General features: G+C 55.9%; 24 protein-coding genes and 1 pseudogene. 21 read left to right on the top strand and 4 right to left on the bottom strand.

The window, feature by feature from the left end:
* Positions 1 to 16: 16 nt before the first annotated feature.
* The 18 genes and pseudogenes from nuoE to AAC622_RS07405 all read left to right on the top strand — a co-directional run.
* Positions 17 to 850 (top strand): annotated as a pseudogene (gene nuoE, locus AAC622_RS07490) (NADH-quinone oxidoreductase subunit NuoE); the annotation flags it as partial.
* A gap of 215 nt (positions 851 to 1,065) precedes the next feature.
* Positions 1,066 to 1,755, top strand: a complete 690-nt coding sequence (locus AAC622_RS07485) for a hypothetical protein (RefSeq protein WP_340261177.1) — start codon at positions 1,066 to 1,068, stop codon at positions 1,753 to 1,755.
* Between the two features lie 126 nt (positions 1,756 to 1,881).
* Positions 1,882 to 2,154, top strand: a complete 273-nt coding sequence (locus tag AAC622_RS07480; RefSeq protein ID WP_317656064.1) for a DUF5337 domain-containing protein — start codon at positions 1,882 to 1,884, stop codon at positions 2,152 to 2,154.
* Between the two features lie 3 nt (positions 2,155 to 2,157).
* The gene (gene nuoF, locus AAC622_RS07475; RefSeq protein ID WP_340261176.1) at positions 2,158 to 3,444 is read left to right on the top strand and encodes an NADH-quinone oxidoreductase subunit NuoF; all 1,287 of its coding nucleotides are present in this window, start codon (positions 2,158 to 2,160) and stop codon (positions 3,442 to 3,444) included.
* Positions 3,445 to 3,561: 117 nt separating this feature from the next.
* Positions 3,562 to 4,005 carry a DUF5333 domain-containing protein gene (locus AAC622_RS07470; RefSeq protein WP_340261175.1) on the top strand — a complete coding sequence of 148 codons (444 nt, stop codon included), beginning with the start codon at positions 3,562 to 3,564 and terminating at the stop codon, positions 4,003 to 4,005.
* 70 nt (positions 4,006 to 4,075) lie between these two features.
* Complete coding sequence (gene nuoG / locus AAC622_RS07465; RefSeq protein WP_340261174.1) at positions 4,076 to 6,097, top strand: NADH-quinone oxidoreductase subunit NuoG; 2,022 nt, start codon at positions 4,076 to 4,078, stop codon at positions 6,095 to 6,097.
* Positions 6,098 to 6,146: 49 nt separating this feature from the next.
* A complete protein-coding gene (locus tag AAC622_RS07460) occupies positions 6,147 to 6,533 on the top strand; it encodes a hypothetical protein (RefSeq protein WP_340261507.1) in 387 nt (128 codons plus the stop codon).
* Positions 6,534 to 6,540: 7 nt separating this feature from the next.
* Positions 6,541 to 7,578, top strand: coding sequence for an NADH-quinone oxidoreductase subunit NuoH (gene nuoH, locus AAC622_RS07455; protein ID WP_317656056.1), 1,038 nt, complete (start codon positions 6,541 to 6,543; stop codon positions 7,576 to 7,578).
* 3 nt (positions 7,579 to 7,581) lie between these two features.
* The gene (gene nuoI / locus AAC622_RS07450) at positions 7,582 to 8,076 is read left to right on the top strand and encodes an NADH-quinone oxidoreductase subunit NuoI (RefSeq protein ID WP_317656054.1); all 495 of its coding nucleotides are present in this window, start codon (positions 7,582 to 7,584) and stop codon (positions 8,074 to 8,076) included.
* Positions 8,077 to 8,099: 23 nt separating this feature from the next.
* Positions 8,100 to 8,516 (top strand): carboxymuconolactone decarboxylase family protein, encoded by a 417-nt coding sequence (locus tag AAC622_RS07445; protein ID WP_317656053.1) that lies wholly within the window; start codon positions 8,100 to 8,102, stop codon positions 8,514 to 8,516.
* 3 nt (positions 8,517 to 8,519) lie between these two features.
* Entirely contained in the window at positions 8,520 to 9,134 is a 615-nt protein-coding gene (locus AAC622_RS07440) for an NADH-quinone oxidoreductase subunit J (protein ID WP_317656051.1), read from the top strand.
* Between the two features lie 68 nt (positions 9,135 to 9,202).
* Positions 9,203 to 9,511: an NADH-quinone oxidoreductase subunit NuoK gene (gene nuoK, locus AAC622_RS07435; protein WP_317656049.1), complete on the top strand. Its 309-nt coding sequence runs from the start codon at positions 9,203 to 9,205 to the stop codon at positions 9,509 to 9,511.
* 4 nt (positions 9,512 to 9,515) lie between these two features.
* On the top strand, positions 9,516 to 11,657 hold the full coding sequence (nuoL, locus tag AAC622_RS07430) for an NADH-quinone oxidoreductase subunit L (protein ID WP_340261173.1): 2,142 nt from the start codon (positions 9,516 to 9,518) through the stop codon (positions 11,655 to 11,657).
* Between the two features lie 9 nt (positions 11,658 to 11,666).
* Positions 11,667 to 13,211 (top strand): NADH-quinone oxidoreductase subunit M, encoded by a 1,545-nt coding sequence (locus AAC622_RS07425; RefSeq protein ID WP_340261172.1) that lies wholly within the window; start codon positions 11,667 to 11,669, stop codon positions 13,209 to 13,211.
* A 10-nt stretch (positions 13,212 to 13,221) separates the two neighbouring features.
* On the top strand, positions 13,222 to 14,658 hold the full coding sequence (gene nuoN / locus AAC622_RS07420) for an NADH-quinone oxidoreductase subunit NuoN (RefSeq protein WP_340261170.1): 1,437 nt from the start codon (positions 13,222 to 13,224) through the stop codon (positions 14,656 to 14,658).
* Positions 14,648 to 15,403, top strand: coding sequence for a biotin--[acetyl-CoA-carboxylase] ligase (locus tag AAC622_RS07415; RefSeq protein WP_340261168.1), 756 nt, complete (start codon positions 14,648 to 14,650; stop codon positions 15,401 to 15,403). Before nuoN ends, AAC622_RS07415 begins: the two co-directional genes overlap by 11 nt.
* Positions 15,404 to 15,415: 12 nt before the next feature.
* Positions 15,416 to 16,192 (top strand): type III pantothenate kinase, encoded by a 777-nt coding sequence (locus tag AAC622_RS07410; protein ID WP_317656040.1) that lies wholly within the window; start codon positions 15,416 to 15,418, stop codon positions 16,190 to 16,192.
* Positions 16,192 to 17,871: a ribonuclease J gene (locus AAC622_RS07405; protein ID WP_340261167.1), complete on the top strand. Its 1,680-nt coding sequence runs from the start codon at positions 16,192 to 16,194 to the stop codon at positions 17,869 to 17,871. Before AAC622_RS07410 ends, AAC622_RS07405 begins: the two co-directional genes overlap by 1 nt.
* A 28-nt stretch (positions 17,872 to 17,899) precedes the next feature.
* Here the strand turns inward: AAC622_RS07405 and AAC622_RS07400 are convergent, their stop codons facing one another.
* From AAC622_RS07400 to AAC622_RS07385, 4 genes are all read right to left on the bottom strand, one after another.
* Positions 17,900 to 19,585: a DEAD/DEAH box helicase gene (locus tag AAC622_RS07400; protein WP_340261165.1), complete on the bottom strand. Its 1,686-nt coding sequence runs from the start codon at positions 19,583 to 19,585 to the stop codon at positions 17,900 to 17,902.
* A 139-nt stretch (positions 19,586 to 19,724) separates the two neighbouring features.
* Positions 19,725 to 21,344 carry a peptide chain release factor 3 gene (locus tag AAC622_RS07395; RefSeq protein WP_340261164.1) on the bottom strand — a complete coding sequence of 540 codons (1,620 nt, stop codon included), beginning with the start codon at positions 21,342 to 21,344 and terminating at the stop codon, positions 19,725 to 19,727.
* 68 nt (positions 21,345 to 21,412) lie between these two features.
* Positions 21,413 to 21,922 (bottom strand): Hint domain-containing protein, encoded by a 510-nt coding sequence (locus tag AAC622_RS07390; RefSeq protein WP_340261505.1) that lies wholly within the window; start codon positions 21,920 to 21,922, stop codon positions 21,413 to 21,415.
* Between the two features lie 12 nt (positions 21,923 to 21,934).
* Complete coding sequence (locus tag AAC622_RS07385) at positions 21,935 to 22,342, bottom strand: hypothetical protein (RefSeq protein ID WP_340261163.1); 408 nt, start codon at positions 22,340 to 22,342, stop codon at positions 21,935 to 21,937.
* A 171-nt stretch (positions 22,343 to 22,513) separates the two neighbouring features.
* Here AAC622_RS07385 and AAC622_RS07380 point away from each other — a divergent pair, with 171 nt between their 5' ends.
* The 3 genes from AAC622_RS07380 to AAC622_RS07370 all read left to right on the top strand — a co-directional run bounded on the left by AAC622_RS07380 (position 22,514) and on the right by AAC622_RS07370 (position 24,910).
* Complete coding sequence (locus tag AAC622_RS07380) at positions 22,514 to 23,293, top strand: SDR family oxidoreductase (protein WP_340261162.1); 780 nt, start codon at positions 22,514 to 22,516, stop codon at positions 23,291 to 23,293.
* Positions 23,294 to 23,380: 87 nt separating this feature from the next.
* Positions 23,381 to 24,484, top strand: a complete 1,104-nt coding sequence (locus tag AAC622_RS07375; RefSeq protein WP_340261161.1) for an ABC transporter ATP-binding protein — start codon at positions 23,381 to 23,383, stop codon at positions 24,482 to 24,484.
* A 204-nt stretch (positions 24,485 to 24,688) separates the two neighbouring features.
* Positions 24,689 to 24,910, top strand: coding sequence for a twin-arginine translocase TatA/TatE family subunit (locus AAC622_RS07370; RefSeq protein ID WP_317656028.1), 222 nt, complete (start codon positions 24,689 to 24,691; stop codon positions 24,908 to 24,910).
* The last annotated feature ends 38 nt before the right edge of the window (positions 24,911 to 24,948 follow it).

The raw sequence follows: 24,948 nt of genomic DNA, 5'->3' as shown, positions 1-24,948 counted from the left end.
GACGGAAAACTTTACGATGCTCAGACGCCTTCATTCGGAACAGCCAGATAGCTTTGCCTTTACCCCTGAAAATCAGGCATGGGCTGAGGCGCAGATCACCAAATACCCCGAAGGACGTCAGGCTTCGGCGATTATTCCCCTGTTGTGGCGCGCACAAGAACAGGAAGGGTGGCTCAGCAAGCCTGCGATTGAATATGTCGCTGATATGCTCGGCATGGCCTATATCCGCGCCTTGGAAGTCGCGACCTTCTATTTCATGTTCCAATTGCAGCCCGTGGGCAGCGTGGCGCATATTCAGGTTTGCGGCACCACCTCCTGCATGATCTGTGGCGCGGAAGATTTGATTGGCATTTGCCGCGAGAAAATTGCCCCCAACCCGCATGAGCTGTCGAAAGATGGCATGTTATCGTGGGAAGAGGTCGAATGTTTGGGCGCCTGTTCCAACGCGCCAATGGCGCAGATCGGCAAGGACTATTACGAAGACCTGACGGCGGCGCGCCTGTCTGAGATTATTGATGAATTGTCGGCGGGCAAGGTGCCGACACCTGGGCCACAAAATGGCCGCTACACATCTGAGCCTGCATCGGGTCTGACCAGTTTGGCCGCGCATGAAAAGGGCCGCGATCCGCTGAATGCCACTGCGCGATTGGCGGCAGATATCGGTGATACGGTCAAGCGGATTGATGGCACCGAGGTGCCATTGCTGGCCCCTTGGGGTAAGCAGTCATCGGCCGGTATTCCCAATGAGGCCGCGCGGCCCAAACCCGCAAATGCGGCGAAGAAAGCGCCTGCGAAAAAGCCTGCTGCGAAGAAACCAGTCGCCAAAAAGGCGGCAGCAAAGCCCGCATCGCGCAAGCCAAAGTCGAGCGAATAAGCGGCTTTACCACTCAAAATTCGGATCAATTCCACAAAAAACCCGCCTTTATGGCGGGTTTTTTACATGTCACCCCATGAAAAGATGTTTTTTATATGTGAAAAGATAGGGTAAGTTGCGGGGCATTAAGGCGCGACAGGCGCATGTCGAAATCAGTGATCAAAAATCTACGATCAGACGGGGGAAAATAAATGAGCGAGAATTCAGGGGGTTTGACCTGTGCAGCTGTGTCATGGGGCTTGGCGGCATTGGTCGGGGCATTTGCAGGGGTGCTTGTGGCAGTCCTTGGCGATTGGAGCTTTATGCAAGCGGTGTTTGCGGCCGTGATCGTGGCAGTCGGTGTGGGGTTGTTTTTGATGCTCACGCTGTGTCGCAGCTTGCCTGAGCCCGCCGATAAGAGTGTTTCTGCGCCACAGCCCTTAGCGCCAAAACCCGCAGCCCCGAAAGCGGCAGCACCTGCAGCATCCGCAACTGCAAAACCTGCTGCAAAACCAAAAGCCGCTCCCAAGCCAAAGGCAGCGGCGAAACCCAAAGCCACAGCAAAACCCAAAGCGGCTGCCAAAGCCGCCGCACCCGCGGCCACCACAGGCGCGGGCACGCGCCCTGCCGCCTTGAGCGCCGCGCGCGCCTCAGGGGCGGATGATTTGAAAATGATCAAAGGCGTTGGCCCGAAACTGGAGGCGTTGCTCAATCGTTTAGGGTTTTACCATTTTGACCAAGTTGCCTCTTGGACGGCGGATGAGGTTGCATGGGTTGATCAGAACCTCGAAGGGTTTAAGGGCCGAGTCAGCCGCGATAATTGGGTTGCGCAAGCCAAAACCTTGGCCTCAGGTGGGCAAACGGAATTCTCAAAACGCGTTGGCGATGGGGATGTCTACTAAATCCTAATGCGAATTCCTTCAAAAGGCGGCCCTGCATCCCAGATGCGGGGCCGCTTTTTCTTGCAGCTTGCAGCCACCCCCGTTAAAACCCCGAGCAAATGACATGCCATGTTGCAGACCAAATGAATGACCCGCAAACTGCCCATGCAAAACGCTGAAGATGCCGCGCTCGACCGCAAGGGGCGGGTGGCTGCCTTGGTTATTGCGGGGGCAATGCTGTTGTGGATGTTGATGCAGGCCATCGGTGCCCATCTTGGGTGGCCTGCAAGACTGGCTTTTTTGTTTGACCTTGCGGCAATTGCGGCCCTTTTCTGGGCGCTTGTGGTAACGTATCAGGTATGGCAAGGCCGTAAAAAACTCCGAGCGGGGCACGGGCAGCGCCAGAACGACAAGGACTAGGACATGCTTCAGGATAAAGACCGCATCTTTACCAACATCTATGGGATGCATGAGCGCAGCCTGAAAGGCGCAAAGGCGCGGGGCCATTGGGATGGCACCAAAGACCTGATTGCGCTGGGCCGTGACAAAATCATTGAGATCATGAAAGCATCGGGATTGCGGGGCCGTGGCGGGGCAGGGTTCCCCACAGGTCTGAAATGGTCCTTCATGCCGAAGGAAAGCGATGGTCGCCCGTCATACTTGGTGGTGAATGCGGACGAATCTGAGCCTGGCACCTGTAAAGACCGCGAGATCATGCGCCATGACCCTCATACGCTGATTGAGGGATGTTTGATCGCCTCTTTCGCGATGGGGGCCCATGCCTGCTACATCTATATCCGCGGTGAATATATCCGCGAACGCGAGGCCCTGCAGGCCGCGATTGACGAATGTTATGATGCGGGCCTTCTGGGCAAAAATGCCGCGAAATCGGGTTGGGATTTTGATCTATACCTGCATCACGGGGCAGGGGCCTATATTTGCGGCGAGGAAACCGCGCTTCTTGAAAGCCTTGAGGGCAAAAAAGGCATGCCACGCATGAAGCCACCCTTCCCTGCGGGGGCGGGTCTTTATGGATGCCCGACCACGGTGAACAATGTCGAATCAATCGCAGTTGTGCCGACCATTTTGCGCCGTGGGGCTGAATGGTTTGTGGGCTTTGGGCGCCCCAATAATGCAGGGACAAAACTTTTTGCGATTTCTGGCCATGTGAACACCCCATGCGTGGTGGAAGAGGCGATGTCGATCACCTTTGAGGAATTGATCGAGCGTCATTGCGGCGGCATTCGCGGTGGCTGGGATAACCTTAAGGCGGTCATTCCCGGTGGATCATCTGTGCCCTGTATCCGTGGTGAGGATATGCGCGAGGCCATCATGGATTTTGATTATCTGCGCGAACAGCGCTCTGGCCTTGGCACAGCTGCGGTGATCGTGATGGATAAATCCACAGACATCATCAAAGCGATTTGGCGCTTGTCGAAATTCTACAAGCACGAATCTTGTGGCCAATGCACGCCTTGCCGCGAAGGCACGGGCTGGATGATGCGCGTGATGGATCGTTTGGTCAAAGGCGAGGCATCGGTTGAAGAAATCGATATGCTGCTTGATGTGACCAAGCAGGTTGAGGGTCATACAATTTGCGCGCTTGGTGATGCGGCTGCATGGCCGATCCAAGGTTTGATCCGCAATTTCCGTGATGAAATTGAAGATCGCATCAAATCAAAACGCGGTGCCGCGATTGCAGCAGAATGATAGAGAACGGGGCCCTTGCGGCCCCGTTTTTGTATCTATCGTTGGTCTAAGCTCTGCACGGGCTTGTGAATTGCGCTCTGACATCCGATGTGGCCTGATTTGAATATGGTAACGCAGATGCACAAATCCCCTCGAAATGGCCCGCGCGCGATGGTGCGCGCCTTGGTCCTTACGCTGCTTTTGGCGGCAGCGGCGATGCCTGCAAGGGCTGAGGATCGCTTTGATGCCTTGCGCAACGATCCCCAAATTCATGAGGGTCTTTTGGTCATCTCAATCGGGCGATTGGTGCGCAATCATTGTGACAGTATCAATGCACGGATTCTGCGCGCTTGGGCTTTTGCACAAAGCTTGGTTGATCGCGGCATATCCTTGGGCTATTCGCGTGCTGAGCTAGAAGACTATCTCGATAGCGATGCTGACAAAGCACGATACCGTGCCCTAGCAGTGGCCTATCTGGCAGAGCGCGAAGCAAGTGTCGAAGATGCCCAATCTATGTGCAGATTGGGCCGCGACGAAATTTCTTCGCAGTCAGCCGTTGGCAGATTGCTTATTGAGGGTTAGAAGGCACCAAAAGCGAATTTGCAGGGCATAAATTCCAGACCCGCCCTGAGGCCAACGAAGGACCGCGCGCATGAGCGACCTGAGAAAAATCGTAATTGATGGGAATGAGATCGAGGTGGAAGGGGCGATGACCCTGATCCAAGCTTGTGAAGTGGCAGGAATCGAAATTCCGCGCTTCTGCTATCACGAGCGCCTCTCCATCGCGGGCAACTGCCGGATGTGTTTGGTTGAGGTTGTGGGTGGCCCCCCCAAACCTGCGGCCTCTTGCGCGATGCAGGTGCGCGATTTGCGCCCTGGCCCAGAAGGTCAGCCGCCTGTGGTGAAAACCAATTCGCCTATGGTGAAGAAAGCCCGCGAAGGGGTGATGGAGTTTCTTCTGATCAACCACCCGCTTGATTGTCCAATCTGTGACCAAGGCGGTGAATGTGATCTGCAAGATCAGGCCATGGCTTACGGCGTGGATTTTAGCCGGTATCGCGAACCCAAACGTGCCTCAGAAGATTTGGACTTGGGCCCCTTGGTCGAAACCCACATGACGCGCTGCATTTCCTGCACGCGCTGCGTGCGCTTCACCACCGAGGTGGCAGGGATCACCCAAATGGGCCAGACAGGCCGTGGCGAGGATGCAGAGATCACCTCTTATCTTGGGGAAACCCTGAATTCGAACTTGCAGGGCAACATCATCGACCTGTGCCCCGTGGGCGCGCTGACCTCCAAGCCTTATGCCTTTACCGCGCGGCCTTGGGAGTTGAGCAAGACCGAGACTATCGATGTGATGGACGCGCTTGGCAGCAATATTCGCGTGGATACAAAAGGGCGCGAAGTGATGCGTATCCTGCCGCGCAACCATGATGGCGTGAACGAGGAATGGATTTCGGATAAAACCCGCTTTGTGTGGGATGGCCTGCGCCGCCAGCGGCTTGATGTGCCCTATATCCGCGAAAAAGGTAAATTGCGCAAAGCAACGTGGGGCGAGGCTTTGGCCAAAGCCGCGGAGGCGCTGAAAGGCGCTAAGAAAATTGCTGGTCTCGTGGGTGATTTGGCCCCCGTTGAGGCGATTTTTGCAATGAAACAGATGATCGAGGGTCAAGGTGGCGTTGTAGAATGCCGCACCGATGGCGCGAAATTGCCCGAAGCCAATCGCGCGGCCTATGTGGGCACAGCGGCGATTGAAGATATTGATCACGCAGATCATATCATTCTAATCGGCACCAACCCCCGCCTTGAGGCCCCCGTGCTCAATGCGCGGATTCGCAAAGCATGGGCGCGCGGCGCAAATGTCGAGGTGATCGGCGAAGCGGCTGATCTGACCTATGACTATGCACATCTGGGCACAGATCGTGCGGCCTTGGAGAAAACCGTGTCCCGTGCGGCAGGGGAGGTCGCAAAACAGGGATCACTGGTCATCATCGGCCAAGGGGCCCTGCGTGAGGCCGATGGCGAGGCGGTTTTGGCCGCAGCGCAAGCCTTGGCTGAGAAAATCAAATCGGGCCTCTTGGTCTTGCACACGGCCGCGGCCCGCGTGGGCGCGATGGATGTGGGCGCTGTTACCAAGGGGGGGCTGCCCGCCGCTGTAAAAGATGCGGATGTCATCTATAACCTCGGCGCAGATGAGGTTGAGATCGCCGATGGTGCCTTTGTTATCTATCAAGGCAGCCACGGGGATCGTGGCGCGCATCGTGCGGATGTCATTCTGCCTGCTGCAGCTTATACCGAAGAAAATGGCCTCTTCGTAAACACCGAAGGGCGTCCGCAATTGGCGCTGCGCGCGAATTTCCCCCCCAATGAAGCCAAGGAAAATTGGGCGATTTTGCGCGCGCTTTCCGTTGAATTGGGTGCGACATTGCCTTACGACACCCAAACCCAATTGCGTCAGGCCTTAGTGAAAGCCGTGCCGCATTTGGCTATGGTGGACGAGTTGCCCGCGAATTCAGGCGCGGCTCTGACGCAAAAGGCCTTGGGTAAGGCAGATTTCAAATCGGCCATTGCAGATCATTACCTAACCAACCCGATTGCCCGCGCCAGCCAATTGATGGCCGAACTATCGGCGAATGCAAAGGCGCGTAATGCGGCCGCATTGGCGGCCGAATGAAGAAATGATGTTCCGCGATTTACATCATATTATCTCGAAACGGGGTTCTATGATGGTCGCGGGGCTGATATGGGCGGGCTTAGGCCTTGCGGGATGCCAGACCATTCCGCGTTACGATCAAGGGCCACCCGCTTTTTATTACGGTGTAGAGACAAGACTACTGGACGACGACTTGGTGAATTTCATCGTGCAAATGTCAGGCGCGGCCACGACAAGTAATGTCGAGGACTATGCCAAATGTGCGGCAGCGCAATATGCGCTGATCCGCGGATATGGTTTTGCGCGACATGTGCGCACAAATGTATACGAAGAGGGTGGCATTTGGCGCGGAGATGCGGTTTACACCATCTCGCCATCGCTCCCGCTCGGGTCGCAAACGATAGATGCAGAAGTCATCGTTGCGGCCTGTCAGGATAACGGCATACCGACGGTTTGAGGACGACATGGACGGTTTCTTATCAACCACGCCCGGAATGATGCTGATCATCGCAGCACAATGTTTGCTTGTGATCGGCTTTGTGATGGTTTCGCTACTTTTTCTTGTTTATGGCGACCGCAAAATTTGGGCGGCTGTTCAGATGCGCCGCGGCCCCAATGTGGTGGGTGTGTTTGGCCTGTTGCAGACCGTGGCCGATGCGCTGAAATATGTCGTGAAGGAGGTCGTGATCCCCGCAGGTGCGGATCGCCCCGTATTCCTTTTGGCGCCAATGACCAGTTTTGTCTTGGCCATGATTGCTTGGGCGGTGATCCCGTTCAACGATACATGGGTTTTGGCCGATTTGAACGTGGCAATCCTGTATGTTTTCGCGATTTCCTCGCTTGAGGTTTATGGCGTGATCATGGGGGGATGGGCGTCCAACTCGAAATACCCGTTCCTTGGCTCTTTGCGCTCGGCAGCGCAAATGATCTCTTATGAGGTGTCCATTGGTCTGATCATCGTTGGGGTAATCATTTCGACTGGCTCGCTGAACTTTGGCGATATCGTGCGCGCGCAGGACGGGGATTTCGGCCTGTTCTCGTGGTATTGGTTGCCGCATTTGCCGATGGTGTTTTTGTTCTTCATCTCGGCGCTTGCTGAAACCAACCGCCCACCCTTCGATCTGCCCGAAGCGGAATCGGAATTGGTCGCGGGCTATCAGGTTGAATATTCTTCGACACCTTTCTTGCTGTTCATGGCCGGCGAATATATCGCGATCTTCTTGATGTGCGCGCTGATGACGCTGTTGTTCTTCGGCGGTTGGCTATCGCCCATTCCAGGGGTCGCAGATGGCGCGCTGTGGATGGTCGCTAAGATGGCCGTATTCTTCTTCTTCTTCGCGATGGTAAAGGCGGTTGTGCCGCGCTACCGCTATGACCAATTGATGCGCATCGGTTGGAAAGTGTTCCTGCCTATGTCTTTGGCTTGGGTCGTCTTGGTCGCTTTCCTCGCAAAGTTTGAACTCTTTGGTGGGGCATATGCCCGTTGGGCAATTGGGGGCTGAACGATGACACAGATCGATTATACCCGCGCTGCAAAATATTTCTTGCTGGTCGACTTTTTTAAAGGCTTCAAGCTGGGCTTTAAGTATTTCTTTGCCCCCAAAGCGACCGTCAATTACCCGCATGAAAAGGGGCCTCTGTCGCCGCGTTTTCGCGGCGAACATGCGCTGCGCCGCTATCCTAATGGCGAAGAACGCTGCATCGCGTGTAAATTATGCGAGGCGATTTGCCCCGCACAGGCGATCACGATTGACGCTGAACCCCGCGAGGACGGCAGCCGCCGCACCACGCGCTACGATATCGATATGACCAAATGCATCTATTGCGGTTTCTGCCAAGAGGCTTGCCCTGTGGATGCGATTGTTGAAGGGCCGAATTTCGAATTCGCCACTGAAACCCGTGAAGAACTGTATTACGACAAGGCCAAACTTCTGGCCAATGGTGAGAGATGGGAAGCGGAAATTGCCCGCAACCTAGAGTTGGACGCGCCGTATCGGTAAGTCCGAACCTGTGAGTGTGTAAAATGAGTAACGAGTCCCCCCAGAATCCTTTCGAGGCATTGATGCGCCAAACGCAAGAGATGACACAGGACTTCCTCAAGGCGGTTAACCCCGCCATGGCGAATATTACTGCGTCAAATCTTGATAAACTTTGGCCCACCATGCCCGCCGAAATGATGGAGGCTTTCTTTGGAAAGCAATTCAATCCTGGGGGTTTGGACGCGAAAACGCGGCTGCTTTTGACCCTGCATGGTCTGACGGTTCAGGGCGCATTGGCCGAGGCGCAAATCCGTATGACGGTGCGCCACGCGGTCGAGGCAGGGGCAAGCCCGCAAGAGATTGCTGAGACCATTGGCATGGCCGCTATGTTTGGCGGTGTGCCTGCGATGAACAAAGCGATGGAACTGGCCAAAGCGGCCATTGACGAAGGCGAGGACTAAAATATGGGCGTGGCCGATATCACCTTCTATGCGTTTTCAACCGTTCTGGTTGCCGCAGCACTTTTGGTGGTGCTGGCCCGCAACCCCGTGCATTCGGTTCTGTGGCTGATCCTCAGCTTCCTGTCTGCCGCGGGTTTGTTCGTCCTTTTGGGCGCTGAATTTGTCGCGATGCTGTTGATCATTGTCTATGTGGGCGCGGTGGCGGTGCTGTTCCTCTTTGTGGTGATGATGTTGGATGTTGATTTCGCCGAACTTAAGGCGGGAATGGCGCAATATATGCCACTTGCGCTTTTGATTGGTGTGGTTTTGTTGATCCAACTGGGCCTTGCCTATGGCACATGGGCCTTTTCAGATGGGATTGATACCCGCTTGGGCAATCCAACCCCCGCAATCGATCAGATGCACAACACCAAAGCTTTGGGGATGATCCTTTATGATCATTACCTGTTGGTGTTCCAATTGGCAGGTTTGGTTTTGTTGGTTGCGATGGTGGGCGCGATTGTTCTGACGCTACGCCACCGCGTGGACGTCAAGCGCCAGAATGTCTTGGCGCAGATGTATCGTGATCCTGCGAAAGCGATGGAACTAAAAGACGTAAAGCCTGGTCAAGGGCTGTGACATAAGCGGGGCTTTTAGCCCCGCAGAATATTGAATGACCATGAGGGCAACCCCCTCGGAGGGACGAGATGACGATCGGACTGGAACACTACCTAACGGTGGCGGCTGCGCTCTTTGTGATCGGGATTTTTGGCATCTTCCTCAATCGGAAGAATGTCATCGTGATCCTGATGTCAGTCGAATTGATTTTGCTATCGGTGAATATCAACCTTGTCGCGTTTTCCTCCTATTTGGGGGATTTGACAGGTCAGGTCTTTACCATGTTCGTCCTGACAGTCGCCGCGGCAGAGGCCGCGATTGGTCTTGCGATCCTTGTCTGTTTCTTCCGCAACCGTGGCACCATCGCGGTTGAAGATGTTTCGAATATGAAGGGCTGAGCCGATGGAAACGATCCTGCTTTTTGCACCGCTCATCGGCGCGCTTTTGGCTGGCTTTGGCTGGCGGTGGTTTGGTGAACAACTCGCCTGCATCATTGCAACCGCGCTTTTGTTCTTGTCGATGATCCTGTCTTGGGCCCTGTTCATCGGGTTTGATGGCGAAACCTATTCCATATCAATCCTGCGTTGGGTGGAATCAGGCAGCCTGTTCACGGATTGGGCCATTCGCATTGATCGCTTGACGGCGATTATGTTGATTGTGATCACCTCTGTCTCGGCGCTCGTGCATCTGTATTCCTTTGGCTACATGGCGCATGACGACAATTTCCGCGAAGGCGAAAGCTATCGCCCGCGGTTCTTTGCCTATCTGTCGTTCTTCACCTTTGCCATGCTGATGCTGGTGACCGCGGATAACCTGCTGCAACTCTTCTTCGGGTGGGAAGGGGTAGGGGTCGCCTCCTATCTTTTGATTGGCTTCTATTTCCGCAAGCCAAGCGCAGGTGCGGCGGCGATGAAGGCCTTTATCGTCAACCGCGTTGGCGATTTCGGCTTCTTGTTGGGGATCTTCGGTCTGTATTGGATGGCGGACTCGATCCAATTTGATGTGATTTTGCCGATGGGTGCGGAACTGGCAGAGCAAAGCTTTGCCTTCCTTGGCTTCGAGGTGAATGCCGCCAATACAATCGCAATGCTGTTGTTCATCGGCGCGATGGGGAAATCGGCGCAGCTCTTGCTGCACACATGGTTGCCTGATGCGATGGAAGGCCCGACCCCTGTATCCGCGCTGATCCACGCTGCAACCATGGTGACGGCGGGGGTCTTCTTGGTCTGCCGTATGTCGCCGATTATGGAATACGCCCCCTATGCCACAAATTTCATCATCATCCTTGGCGCGCTGACCGCGTTCTTTGCGGCCACTGTTGGATTGGTGCAGAACGACATCAAGCGCGTCATCGCCTATTCCACCTGTTCGCAATTGGGATACATGTTCGTTGCGGCAGGGGTTGGGGTTTATTCGGTGGCGATGTTCCACCTCTTTACCCACGCATTCTTCAAGGCCATGCTGTTCCTTGGCGCAGGCTCCGTCATCCACGCGATGCATCATGAGCAGGATATGCACAATTACGGCGGATTGCGGAAGAAGATTCCCTATACATTCGCGGCGATGATGATTGGCACATTGGCCATCACGGGCGTTGGTATCCCGCTGACCTATTATGGCTTTGCAGGGTTCCTGTCCAAAGACGCGGTGATTGAAAGCGCCTATGCCTTTGGCGGTGGATTGGGCCATTACGCCTTCTGGATGTTGGTGATCGCTGCTGCATTCACCAGCTTCTATTCATGGCGTTTGATGTTCCTCACCTTCTTTGGCACCCCGCGGGGTGACAAGCACACGCATGATCACGCACATGAAAGCCCTGTGGTGATGTTGATCCCGCTTGGCGTTCTGGCCTTTGGTGCGGTGTTTGCAGGTATGATCTGGCTGAAGCCGTTCTTTGGGCATCCAGATGAGGTCGGTAAATTCTTTGGCGTCCCCTATGCTGAGGCAATGGCCCATGGTGAGGGGGACGCAACCCATGGCACCGAAGGTCACACCGATGCGGCCATGGCCGAAGAAGGTCATGATGCCACCCATGCCGCCACGCATGAGGGCACAGCCGAAGCTGAACATCACTATGTCTTTACGGGCGCACCCGGTGAAGGGGCCATTCACCAAGCCCCTGACAATACCGTTCTCAGAGACGCGCATGAAGTGCCCAAATGGGTCAAAGTTGCGCCGTTTATCGCGATGTTGGGCGGGCTACTTGTGGCTTATATCTTTTACATCGCTGTCCCAAGCCTTCCTGCTCGTTGGGCAGCGGTCAACCGCCCGCTTTATCTGTTCTTGCTGAACAAGTGGTATTTTGACGAGATTTATGACGCGGTCTTTGTGCGCCCTGCTCAGACGATTGGCCGTGTCTTTTGGAAGCTTGGCGATACCAAAATCATTGACGGGGGGATCAACGGCCTTGCCCTTGGGATCATCCCCTTGTTAACCCGCCTCGCAGGGCGTGCGCAGTCGGGTTACGTTTTCCATTATGCATTTGCCATGGTGGTCGGTGTGGTAGCACTGATCACATGGATCAGCCTTTCGATCGGAGGCTAAGGGATTTCCATGGACAACTTACTTTCCATCGTCACCTTCCTGCCTATGGTTGCGGCCCTCATCCTTGCGCTGTTTTTGCGCGGCGAGGATGAGGCGGCACAGCTTGGAGCCAAGCGTTTGGCGCTGGCAGCCACCACCGCAACCTTCCTGATCTCCTTGGCGATCCTTGTGCAATTCGATGCGAATGACACGGGCTTCCAAATGGTGGAAGAACGCGAATGGCTCTTTGGCCTCAGCTATAAATTGGGTGTAGACGGGATCAGCGTGCTATTCGTTCTGCTGACCACATTCTTGATGCCGATTACAATTGCTGCCTGTTGGGGCGTAGAGCATCGCGTCAAAGAATACATGATCGCGCTTTTGGTTCTCGAAAGCCTGATGATCGGCGTCTTTGTGGCATTGGATTTGGTTCTCTTCTACCTTTTCTTCGAAGCAGGCCTGATCCCGATGTTCTTAATTATTGGGATTTGGGGCGGCAAAAACCGCATCTATGCGGCGTTCAAATTCTTCCTCTACACCTTCCTTGGTTCGGTGCTGATGCTGGTGGCGATGGTGGCGATGTATATTGATGTGGGCACCACCGATATCCCCACATTGTTGACACATGAATTCTCGGCGGCAGGTATCAGCCTCTTTGGATGGCAGATTGCAGGTGGGATGCAGATGTTGCTTTGGCTTGCTTTCTTCGCGTCCTTTGCGGTCAAAATGCCAATGTGGCCTGTCCATACGTGGTTGCCCGATGCACACGTTCAGGCGCCAACCGCAGGCTCTGTGGTTCTGGCGGCAATTTTGCTGAAGATGGGCGGATACGGTTTCTTGCGCTTTAGCTTGCCAATGTTCCCAGTCGCCTCTGACATCATGGCGCCATTGGTGCTGTGGATGTCTGTGATTGCGATCATCTACACCTCACTGGTCGCGATGGTGCAAGAAGATATGAAAAAGCTGATCGCTTACTCATCAGTTGCGCATATGGGATATGTGACGATGGGGATTTTCGCCGCCAATCAACAAGGTGTAGATGGCGCGATTTTCCAAATGATCAGCCACGGCTTTGTTTCGGGGGCTTTGTTCCTCTGTGTTGGCGTCATCTATGATCGCATGCATACGCGCGAGATTGATGCCTATGGCGGTCTGGTAAATCGGATGCCCGCTTATGCGGCGGTGTTCATGCTGTTCACTATGGCCAATGTGGGCCTTCCTGGCACATCGGGCTTTGTCGGCGAATTCCTGACCTTGATGGGTGTTTTCCATGTGAACACGCTGATTGGGCTTTTGGCGGCAACAGGCGTGATCTTGTCGGCGGCCTATGCGCTCTGGCTCTATCGCCGCGTGGTGTTTGGTGACCTGATCAAGGAAAGCCTGAAATCCATCACCGACATGACCGCGCGCGAAAAGGCGATTTTCGCGCCATTGGTGGTGATGACCATTCTATTGGGTGTCTATCCGAGCCTCGTCACCGATATTATTGGCCCCTCGGTAGAGGCGCTTTTGTCGAATTATCACACAAGCGTTGCGGAGTTTGCCCCCGCAACTGCGCTTGCAGCCAGCCATTGAGGAATTTCTAATGATCGGCGCAGACCTCGCAGTTTTGATCCCAGAGATTGTCCTGTCCATCTATGCGATGGCGGGGCTGATGTTGGCTGTTTACACAACCAAAGATGGCATGGCGCCTGCCTTGACCTACGCGACCGCCGCAGTCTTTGCGATTATGGCGCTCTATGTCGCGGCAACAGGTCAAGGCGATGCAAGCAGCTTTGGTGGCATGATCGTGGTTGATGATTTTGCGCGCTTTGCCAAAATTGTGATCCTTTTATCCGCGGCGGCAATTTTGATCGTGGGCCAAGAGGTGATGCAGAAACCGGGCCTTGGTCGGTTTGAATATCCGATGATTGTCACCTTGGCGGTTGTTGGCATGATGATCATGGTGTCTGCTGGTGATTTGATCGTGCTTTACATGGGGTTGGAGCTGCAATCCCTAGCCCTTTATGTGGTTGCCGCCTTGCGCCGTGACAGCGTGCGCTCAACCGAAGCGGGCCTTAAATATTTCGTACTTGGCGCTCTCTCCTCGGGTCTATTGCTCTATGGCGCGTCCCTCGTTTACGGCTTTGCGGGCACCACGCTTTTTGCGGGCATCATCGAGGCATCGATGGGCGGTATGTCTTTGGGTATGGTGTTTGGCCTTGTCTTTATGGCGGCAGGTCTGGCCTTCAAAGTATCAGCGGCCCCGTTCCATATGTGGACACCTGATGTTTATGAGGGCGCACCGACCCCTGTGACAGCCCTTTTTGCGACAGCGCCGAAAATGGCCGCAATGGGGCTATTTGCCCGTGTGGTCTACGATGCCTTTGGCATGGCCATTTCCGATTGGCAGCAGATCGTTGCGGCCTTGGCGGTTTTGTCGATGTTTGTCGGGGCCATTGCAGCCATTGGCCAAACTGATATCAAACGCCTGATGGCTTATTCCTCCATCGGGCATATGGGCTTTGCCCTGATGGGTCTGGCTTCTGGCACGGGGCAGGGTGTCGAGGCGATGCTGATCTATATGGCAATTTATGTGACCATGAACATTGGTGTTTTCTCCTTCATCATGTCGATGGAGAAAGATGGTTACCCCGTCACCGATATCTCTGCCTTGAACGGCTATGCTACCGCACAATCGGGTCAGGCCTTGGCGGTTTTGGTGCTGATGTTCAGTCTCGCAGGTGTCCCACCCATGTTGGGCTTTTTCGCGAAATACGCGGTCTTGGTAGCGGCTGTTGATGCGGGCTTGGTTTGGTTGGCCGTGGCAGGGGGCATCGCCTCTGTGATCGGCGCCTACTATTATTTGCGTATCGTCTATTTCATGTATTTTGGCGAACCGCGCGAAGGCCTAGATGGGCGGATGTCGATCATCCAATTCTTGGGCCTGACGATTTCCGCCGTGGTCATGATTGCGGGCATTGTGAATCTGTTCGGTATTGACCATTTGGCGGCCAACGCGGCGCAGGCACTTGTGCGCTGACAGCACGGCGGTTGAACGGGTCATTTTGGCCCGTGTCGACAGCACCATGGCCGAAGCGGAGCGGCGCTTGCGCGCCGCGCCGCTAGAGCGATCCACATGGATTTTGGCCCATACCCAAGAGGCGGGATATGGTCGGCGGGGGCGGGCATGGCGCGCCCCCCTTGGTAATTTCACAGCCTCACTTATCCTGCCACTCAACTGCCCCCCGCAAGAGGCAGCTTTGCGTTCGTTCACCGCAGCGCTGGCCTTGCGTGATGCTTTGTCCAGTTATGTGGCGCCTGACGCATTGACCTTAAAATGGCCCAATGATGTGCTACTTGAGGGCCAGAAAATCGCGGGCATCCTGCTGCAAAGCCACGGGATCGCTGCGGGCAAGCAGGGGCATTTGGTGATCGGCATCGGTGTGAACCTTCGACACAGCCCAAATGTGGCGGGCCTTGAGGAGGGCGCGCTTGCGCCCATTGATCTGTTCAGCGTTGCAGGCCGATGCCCAGACCCTGAAACCTTTTTAGATCAGCTGACCCCGCGCATGGCGCATTGGGAGGCGCAGATCTCTCAGCAGGGTTTTGCCCCTGTGCGCGCCGCATGGATGACCCACGCGGCCAAGCGCGGCCAAGTCATTTTGGCGCGTTTGCCCAATCGGGACATTCGTGGCGTTTTTGACGATGTCGATGAAACTGGTAATCTGATATTAACCACGCCAAGCGGGCCTTGTGCCATTGCGGCGGCGGATATTTATTTTTAGGGGGCGTGCGAGATGCTTCTTTGTGTGGATTGCGGCAATACGAATACGGTGTTTTCCCTTTGGGATGGCGCGCAATTTCTGTGCACATTGCGCACCGCAACCGAGCATCAACGCACCGCAGATCAATATTACGTTTGGTATTCAACCTTGATGGATCATTATGGGCTAAAACCCAAGATTGACGCGGTGATTATCTCCTCAACTGTGCCGCGCGTGGTCTTTAACTTGCGCGTTTTGTGTGATCGCTATTTCGACTGCCGCCCGCTTGTGGTTGGTAAATCTGAGTGTCTCTTGCCTGTGCCGCCACGGGTGGATGCAGGCACGCAAGTGGGGCCTGACCGCTTGGTCAATACCGCGGGCGCCTATGATCGCCATGGAGGCGATTTGATTGTGGTGGATTTTGGCACAGCAACTACCTTTGACGTTGTGGCCGAAGATGGCGCTTATGTGGGTGGTGTCATTGCGCCGGGCGTCAATCTTAGCCTTGAAGCATTGCACCACGCAGCCGCCGCCTTGCCCCATGTGGATGTGACAAAACCGCAATCGGTGATTGGCACCAATACGGTGGCTTGCATGCAGTCGGGCGTGTTTTGGGGCTATGTGGGCCTTGTGCGCGGTATTTGTGACCGCATTCGCGCCGAGCGCGACCGCCCGATGCGGATAGTTGGGACAGGGGGGCTTGCGCCGCTCTTCTCTACGGGCGATGTGTTGTTTGACAGGATCGAAGATGATCTGACCATGCATGGTCTGACCGTGATCCATAAATATAACGAGGAACAGGCAAGCTGATGAGCGATCGAAACAGGCTGATCTATCTTCCCCTTGGCGGGGCAGGTGAGATCGGAATGAACGCATATGTCTATGGTGTTGGAGAACAAGGTGCGGAGCGTTTAATCCTTGTCGATTGCGGCGTCAGCTTTCCCGACATGGATGGTCAACCGGGCGTTGACCTGATCCTACCTGATATCGCGTGGTTGGAAGAACGTGCAGATCGCCTTGAGGGGATTTTCATCACCCACGCCCATGAAGATCACGTTGGCGCCCTCGGCCATTTGTGGGGGCGCCTGCGCGCGCCTGTTTACGCCCGTAATTTCACGGCCATCCATGCCCGCCGCAAATTGGAAGAGGCGGGTCACGACCCTGATCAGGTGCGGGTCGTTGGGGCCTATCCCGAAGTGGTGGAAGCAGGCCCTTTCAAGGTGCAATTTGCCCCCGTCTCGCATTCCATCCCTGAAAGCTCGGGCCTTGTTATCGACACGGAACATGGCCGCGTGGTGCATTCGGGTGATTTCAAAATCGACACGAACCCGATGGTCGGCGAACCTTTTGACGAAGCCATGTGGGGTGAGATCGCAGGGAAGGGGGTCTTGGCCTATATCTGCGACAGCACCAATGTGTTTTCGCGCCATGAAGGGCGCAGCGAAAGCCAGTTGCCAGAACCCATCACAGCGCTGATTGGGCGCGCGCGGGGCATGATGGTGGCGACCACCTTTGCCTCCAATGTTGCGCGGGTGAAAACCTTGGCCGATGCCGCAGTGGCCAATGGCCGTTCCGTCTGTCTGCTAGGCCGTGCAATGCAACGCATGATCCGCGCCTCGGTCGAGGCAGGCGTGCTGACTGATTTCCCCTCGACCGTGTCAGTTGAGGAGGCCCGCGATATCCCACGCGAAAACCTTATGCTGATTGTGACAGGCAGTCAGGGGGAGCGGCGGGCAGCCTCGGCGGCCCTATCGCGCGGCTCTTATTTGGGGATGGAGCTCAAAGAGGGCGATATGTTCCTCTTCTCGTCCAAAACCATTCCAGGCAACGAGGTCTCTGTGGGGCGCATTCAAAACGCGCTTGCAGAAATCGGGGTAGAGATCGTGGATGAACAATCGGGCTTTTTCCATGTGTCGGGCCATGCCAATCGCCCCGATTTGGAAAAGATGCATGATATTTTGCGTCCGCGTATCCTTGTGCCCAATCATGGTGAATTCCGCCATTTGCGCGAACATGCGCGGCTTGCCATGGAAAAGGGAATGCTTGGCGTTGTTGCGCCAAATGGCACAATGTTGGAATTGTCAGGCAATGCGCCCGCTGCGGTCGAATATGTCGAGGTCGCGCGCGATTACCTAGATGGCAGCACACGGGTGGGCGCCTATGACGGGGTGATCCGTGATCGCATGAAACTGGCCCTAAATGGCCTCGTGATTGCGGCGCTGATTGTCGATGAGGATGACAGCTTGATTGAAGATGCGTGGGTCGAGCTGCGTGGCCTGCCAGATCATTTGCGCAATGGCCATGGCAGTTTAACCGAGATGCTCGAGGATGAATTGGCCGATCTTCTGCCGCGTCTGGATCGCAAGATCACCCGTGATGACGACAAGATTGAGGAGGCGGTGCGCCGCGCCATCCGCCAATCTGTTCAGGCCGAAATCGGCAAAAAGCCTGAGGTCAGCGTGATCATCAGCCGCCTTGTCGCTGAATAAAAAAACGCCCCAAGATGGGGCGTTTTTTTTATTCTTCTGATACTGGTTCAGCGGGGGTTTCTGGCCCTTCCGCCTCAGGTTTTTCTTTAGGTTTGCGCGGGCTGCGCTTGCGCTTTGGCTTTGGGGCCTCCTCAGTGGCGGCCACTGGTGTCTCAATCTCTTGCGCCTCAGCTTGGCTCTGCTCATCCTCTGCATCGGCAGGAACATAGCTGCTGCTTGGCCCGCGGCGTTCGTCAAAGCTGAGCGCGATGAAGCTTGGCAAATGCTCACCCATGCCAACAACACGATGTCCGCCACCTTGTCCGGCGCGATTGCGTCCGCCGCGCTCATGGCGGTCATGGCTGCGCTCGGGGCGCGGCGCCGCGCTGCTCGGCGTTGGCTGGGGCGGGGTGTTGTCTTCGGACACCTCTTTGGGCGCTTCGGTGTGTGTTTCAGTCTTTGCTGTGCTGCCTTCATCGCCCTCGTGCGACTTGCGGCGACCACGCCCCCCGCGGCTGTGGCGGGGTTTGTCGCGGTCATCATTCGCCGCGTCCGCTTCATGAGGCTTTTGCGCGCTTGTGGGGCTCCATGGTAGGGGCTCATCAGTCGGAATGGGCTTGCCAATCAAGGCCTCAATCGCTGTGAGATATTTTTCATCTGCAGGCACCGCGATGGTGATTGCGCGGCCCTTACGCCCTGCGCGGCCCGTGCGGCCAATACGGTGGACGTAATCCTCGGCGTGAGAGGGGACGTCATAATTAAACACGTGGCTTACGCTTGGCACATCAAGGCCGCGCGCGGCCACATCTGAGGCCACAAGAAAGCGAAGGCTTCCTTCGCGGAACCCATCCAAGGTGCGCATGCGTTGCGATTGATCCAAATCGCCATGAATAGGGGCGGCATCCAGCCCGTGTTTCTTCAACGATTTTGTGACTATATCGACATCCACCTTGCGATTGCAGAAGATGATGGCATTTGTGCAACCCTCGCCCTCTGCGGCAATCGCGGCGCGCAGCATGGTGCGCTTTTCTTTCGCGCTTGTGTCGCGGCGGGTGGGTTTGAAGGAAAACAACGCCTGCGTGATGGTGTCGGATGTCGTGGATTGGCGCGCCACTTCGATCCGCGCGGGATTAGACAAAAAGGTTGATGTGATCCGCTCAATCTCTGGGGCCATCGTGGCAGAGAAAAAGAAGGTTTGGCGCGTGAAGGGCGTCAGCGAGAAAATCCGCTCAATATCGGGGATAAAGCCCATATCCAACATGCGGTCGGCCTCATCCACCACCATGATCTGAACGCCCGTCAACAGCAGTTTGCCGCGCTCGAAATGATCCAAGAGACGGCCCGGTGTTGCGATCAGAACATCGACACCCCGATCAATCAGAAGGTCTTGCTCTTTGAATGACACCCCGCCAATCAGCAGGGCCTTGGTCAGTTTCAGATGCTTGGCGTAGGTGTCGAAATTTTCGGCCACCTGTGCCGCCAATTCGCGGGTGGGACAAAGAACGAGGCTACGTGGCATCCGCGCCCGTGCCCGACCCCGTGCCAAAAGCGTGATCATGGGCAATGTGAAACTGGCAGTTTTGCCTGTGCCCGTCTGGGCAATCCCCAAAACATCGCGCCCTTCCAATGCGGGGGGGATTGCGCCTGCCTGAATGGGGGTTGGGGTTTCATACCCTGCTTCAGATATAGCTTTCAGAACCTTCGGATTGAGGTTTAGATCGGTGAATTTGGTCATATGCGTCCGTTCTGGCCAGTCTCACCTGGCATATGTGAAGGAGCGCATATCCTCGCGCGCTCCGCGGCGTGATCCTTGGCCAGATTGCCAAGAATGGACAAGCACTTAGCCGAAACCACGGCAAGGGTCAAACGGGGTGTTAAACCATCAATTCCTTGGTCGCCGAGAGCCGCACATCGGGGTAGTCGCGTTCGACACGATCAATGTCCCATTGCAGGCGCGTCAGATACACAGGGTCGCCATCATTATCGACCGCCATATGTTGTTTATTGGCGGTCGCAAATGCATCGACCTTATCGCGCGCGCCATGCACCCATCGGGCCGATGTGAATTGGCTGGCTTCAAAACGCACTGGCAGCCCGTATTCCAGTTCTATCCGACTGGCGAGAACCTCGAATTGCAGCGCGCCCACAACACCCACGATAAAACCTGAGCCAAGTTGTGGCTTAAAGATTTTTGCCGCCCCTTCTTCGGCGAATTGCATCAGGGCCTTTTCAAGGTGTTTGGCTTTCATCGGGTCGCCTGCGCGCGCCACTTGCAACAATTCAGGCGCGAAACTGGGTATCCCTGTAAAGCGCAGCGCCTCCCCTTCGGTCAGGGCATCCCCGATGCGCAACTGCCCGTGATTGGGAATGCCGATAATGTCGCCTGCCCATGCCTCCTCCGCCAATTCGCGGTCAGCTGCGAGGAAGAGCACGGGGTTGGATACAGCCATCGGTTTCTTAGAGCGCACATGATGCAGTTTCATGCCCCGCTCAAAATGTCCTGACGCCAAACGAATAAACGCCACGCGATCGCGGTGTTTTGGGTCCATATTGGCCTGAACTTTGAACACAAAGCCCGTTACCTTGCCTTCTTCTGGCGCAATTTCGCGCGGATCGGCCGTTTGCACCTGTGGCGCGGGGCCGAATTCGGCAATGCCCTCCATCAATTCCCGCACCCCAAAGGAGTTGATGGCCGAGCCGAACCAAATCGGGGTCATCGCACCCGCAAGGAATGTGGCGCGATCAAAGGCGGGCAGCAATTCGCGCGCCATCTCGATTTCCTCGCGCAGCTTGGCAAGCTGTGCTTCGGGGATGTGATCCGCAAGTTTCGGGTCGTCTAGCCCACTCATCTTGACCGTTTCGGCAACGCGGTTGCGATCTGCGCGATCCATCAATTCAAGCCGATCATGGATCAGGTCGTAGCACCCCAAGAAATCGCGCCCCATCCCAATAGGCCAACTGGCGGGGGCCACATCAATCGCAAGGTTCTCTTGGATTTCGTCAATGATTTCGAATGTGTCGCGGCTTTCGCGATCCATCTTGTTGCAGAAGGTGAGGATGGGCAAATCGCGCAAGCGGCAAACCTCAAAGAGTTTTTGGGTCTGGCTTTCTACGCCCTTGGCCCCATCAATCACCATGATGGCAGCATCCACCGCCGTAAGCGTGCGGTAGGTATCCTCTGAGAAATCGCTGTGGCCTGGGGTGTCGACAAGGTTAAAGCGGAACGCGCGGTAGTCAAAGGACATGGCCGAAGCCGAGACTGAGATGCCGCGATCCTGTTCCATTTTCATAAAGTCCGAGCGCGTGCGCCGTGCTTCGCCTTTGGCGCGCACTTGACCCGCCATTTGAATCGCACCGCCATAAAGCAAGAATTTCTCGGTCAGCGTGGTCTTGCCCGCGTCTGGGTGGGAAATGATCGCAAAGGTGCGTCTGCGCCCGATTTCAGGCGGCAGGGCAGGGCGATTGGCGAGGGGTGAAGGCGATATATCGGACATGGGGCGCGGTATATGGCGCGATGCGCCCTTTGGAAAGGGGGATGATGCGGCAGGGTGATGAGAATATGCTATGGGTTAGGGCGTTTTTTGCCACCCAGTGAGGCCTCGTAAAGCGCCTTGGCGGGATCACCCCCTGCGCGGGCAAGCGCCAGCGCGTCAAGCTCAAGCGCGGTGCGTAATTCGGGGCTCAGATCGGGCGCGGCGGTTGCAAGGATCGCTTCGGGCAAGGCGGGGTGGGTTTGTCCTGTAACCATCAGGCTTTCGACCGCGATACCCTCGGCATAAAGGATTTCGTGACGATAAAGCAGGATTTGGAACCCATCAAAGAAGCCGCCCTCAAGCCGTGTGATGGTGCTGCCATTGATCAAATGGGCGGCCTTGACCATGACCTCAGCGCGGCCTGTGCCAAGCATATCTTGGCGTTGCCATAAAAAGAGGCGATGGTTCGGCATCAAAACCAAATCTCGCGCCGTGTTTAACGCGCCTTGGCGGATCAGCACGGGCGCTGTGCTGCCTGTGCCGCGAAACACAGTGCGCCCAATCCACCGAATAGGCTGCGCCCCATTTTCGCGGGTCAGCAGCAGATCGCCCTATTGCAGCGCCTCAACGGCAATTTGTGCGCCAGAGGCAAGGGTAAGGTGCGTGCCTGCCAAAAAGGACAGGCAGGCAATATCAGCAAAGCGCAGCGATGCTGTTTCGGCCTCAGAGCCCACCAATTCATAATCTTCACCCGGCTCAAGATTGCACAGCGGCAGGATGTAATGGGCGGGTTGGCCTGCACGGCCCAATTGACTGCCTTCGGCCACCAACTGCCTGCCATCGGCATCATCCCGCATGGCAAGGGTGAGAGCGCTGGCATCTTTGCGCATGCGGTAGATATCGCCTGCCTCCACCTCGTCAAAGGTGCCAAGCGCATCGCCTTCATTGGCGCCGCGATCCACGCAGAACTGCGTGGCAGGATAAACATCGAATTTTAATTGCGCGGGTAAGCTGGCCATTTCACCCTCCTTTTTTCTCAATAGAAACGGGGCAGGGCGCGGTCAAGCGGCGCTTTTGGTGAAAGGTAAATCTCACGCAAGACTGGATTTGGCAGCAACAGGCACCTAACTTGCCCCCAGAGGTGCGCTTGCGCGCAAGGAAAGATGGTAAAGAATGCGAGGGAGCAGATTATGGATTTGGGCATTAAGGGAAAGCGCGCATTGGTTTGTGCATCGTCCAAAGGCTTGGGGCGCGGCTGTGCCGAAGCCTTGGCTGAGGCAGGGGTTGATCTGGTGCTCAATGCCCGCGGTGCAGAGGCGCTTGAGGCGACTGCCGCGCATATTCGCGACACCTATGGCGTTTCAGTCACCGCGATTACCGCCGATATCACCGATGAGGCGGCGCGCGCCGATGTGATCGCGGGGGCGTGTGCAATTGATATTCTTGTGACCAATGCGGGCGGCCCCCCACCAGGTTTGTGGTCGGATTGGACGCGCGATGATTTCATCAAGGCGCTGGATGCCAATATGCTGACACCGATTGCGCTGATGAAACATTACATGCCGCAAATGATGGAAAAATCATGGGGTCGTGTGGTCAATATCACCTCGCAATCGGTCAAGGCACCGATCCCACAATTGGGCTTGTCCAATTCTGCACGCGCAGGCTTGACGGGCTATGTTGCGGGCACAGCCCGACAGGTTGCTGCCAAAGGGGTGATCATCAACAATCTCTTGCCCGGTATCCACGCCACGGATCGCGCCGATGCGCTTGATAAGGGCGTAGCGGAGCGCGAGGGAATTAGTGTTGAGGAGGCACGCACCCGCCGCTTTGGCACCCTACCCGTTGGGCGCTACGGCACGGCGCAGGAATTTGGCGCTACTTGTGCGTTTTTATGCTCTCAACATGTGGGCTTCATGGTGGGGCAAAATGTGCTCTTGGATGGTGGCCAGAACGCCATCACCATTTGAGAGGCCGCAGCAAAGCGGCGCTTGAAAGGGGGGCTTGTGCCTGATAGCTGACCAAGTTGAGTGTTTTTATCAGGATGCAATCGCCCTATGAACCAAGTCCCGCGCCAAAATTCCCCGCGGCTTGAGGTAAGCAACCTCTCTTGCGTCTTTGATGGGACGGAAGTGGTGCGGGGCATATCCTTGTCGGTGGCGGCTGGGCAGGTGATGTGTTTGCTTGGCCCTTCGGGATGCGGAAAATCTACCACATTGCGTGTCATCGCGGGGGTTGAGCGTCAAACGGGTGGGACGGTTGCGCTTGATGGTGTCACTGTCTCCGATGCAGGGCTGCATCTGCCCCCCGAGGCGCGGTCGGTCGGTTTGATCTTTCAAGATTTCGCGCTTTTTCCGCATCTCAACGTGGCGCAAAATATTGCCTTTGGTCTAAAGGGTCGCGGCCCTGAAGTGGGCGCGCGGGTTAAGGAATTGCTCGCCCGTGTCGATCTCAAAGGCTATGGGGAAAAAGGCATCCATATGCTGTCGGGCGGCGAGCAGCAGCGTGTGGCCTTGGCCCGCGCGCTTGCGCCGCGCCCCAAAGTGATGCTGATGGATGAACCCTTTTCGGGGTTGGACAATCGACTGCGCGATGGCATCCGCGATGAAACATTGGAATTGCTGAAAGAAGAGGGCACAGCGGTGGTTCTTGTCACCCATGAGCCCGAAGAAGCGATGCGCATGGCGGATCAAATCGCCTTGATGCGCAACGGTCATATCGTGCAACAGGGCGCGCCCTATAATATTTACAACGCCCCCGTGGACAAAGCGGCGGCGGCGTTTTTCTCGGATGTGAATGTCATCTCTGGCCGTGTGGATGGGGCGCTGACCGACACCGCCTTCGGGCAATTCTTGGCGCCGGGTTTTGCCGATGGCACGGCGGTTGAGATTGTCTTTCGCCCCCAACATGTGAAGATTGATTTTGATCGGGGTGGTCGTGGCCCAAACCCTACTGTCAGCGATGGTGTGCCAGCACGCGGCATGGTCGAGCGCGCGCGCTTCATGGGCCATGAAAGCCTTGTTGAGTTTCGTATGGATTTCAACGGCGAGGTGATCCGTGCCACAGTGCCGGGCGTGTTTTTGCCCAAGAAAGGCACCGCGATGTGGTTGAGCCTGCGCCGCGAGAAATGTTTTGTCTTTCCTGCGGCCAAAGCTTCCTAAACGGGCCTTCATTATACAATCGTGATCAGTTTCCCGCGTGCAGGGGCGTTTTGCCCCTTGCAGGCGGCGCAGGATTTCGCGACATTCCTTTGGTGGGCAAGCGGCATTGGCCTTTGGGGGCTGTGGCGTTGAGGACAAGATATAAACGCGGCGCGGTTGATGTGCGGATTGTGTCATCAGCCTGCGCTGAAATGGGAGATCGAAATGTTCAACAATATTGGCCCTGCAGGGCTTTTGCTGATTGCGGTGGTCGTGCTGGTTCTATTCGGGCGCGGCAAAATCGCGGGCCTGATGGGCGAAGTGGGAAAAGGTATCACCGCCTTTAAGCGTGGCGTCAAAGACAGCACCGAGGAGCTTGAAAATAAAGCTGCCGATGGTGAGGGCGCGCGCGATGTCACCCCTGAAAATGAGCGTGACAAGGCCTAATGATCGTCTTTGGCCTTGCGCATTGGCGCGGGGCTGGA

Origin of the sequence: Roseobacter sp. HKCCA0882, from assembly GCF_037805225.1 — a bacterium.
In the GTDB taxonomy this organism is placed as follows: Bacteria; Pseudomonadota; Alphaproteobacteria; order Rhodobacterales; family Rhodobacteraceae; genus M30B80.
This window is presented reverse-complemented; position numbering and strand designations above follow the sequence as displayed.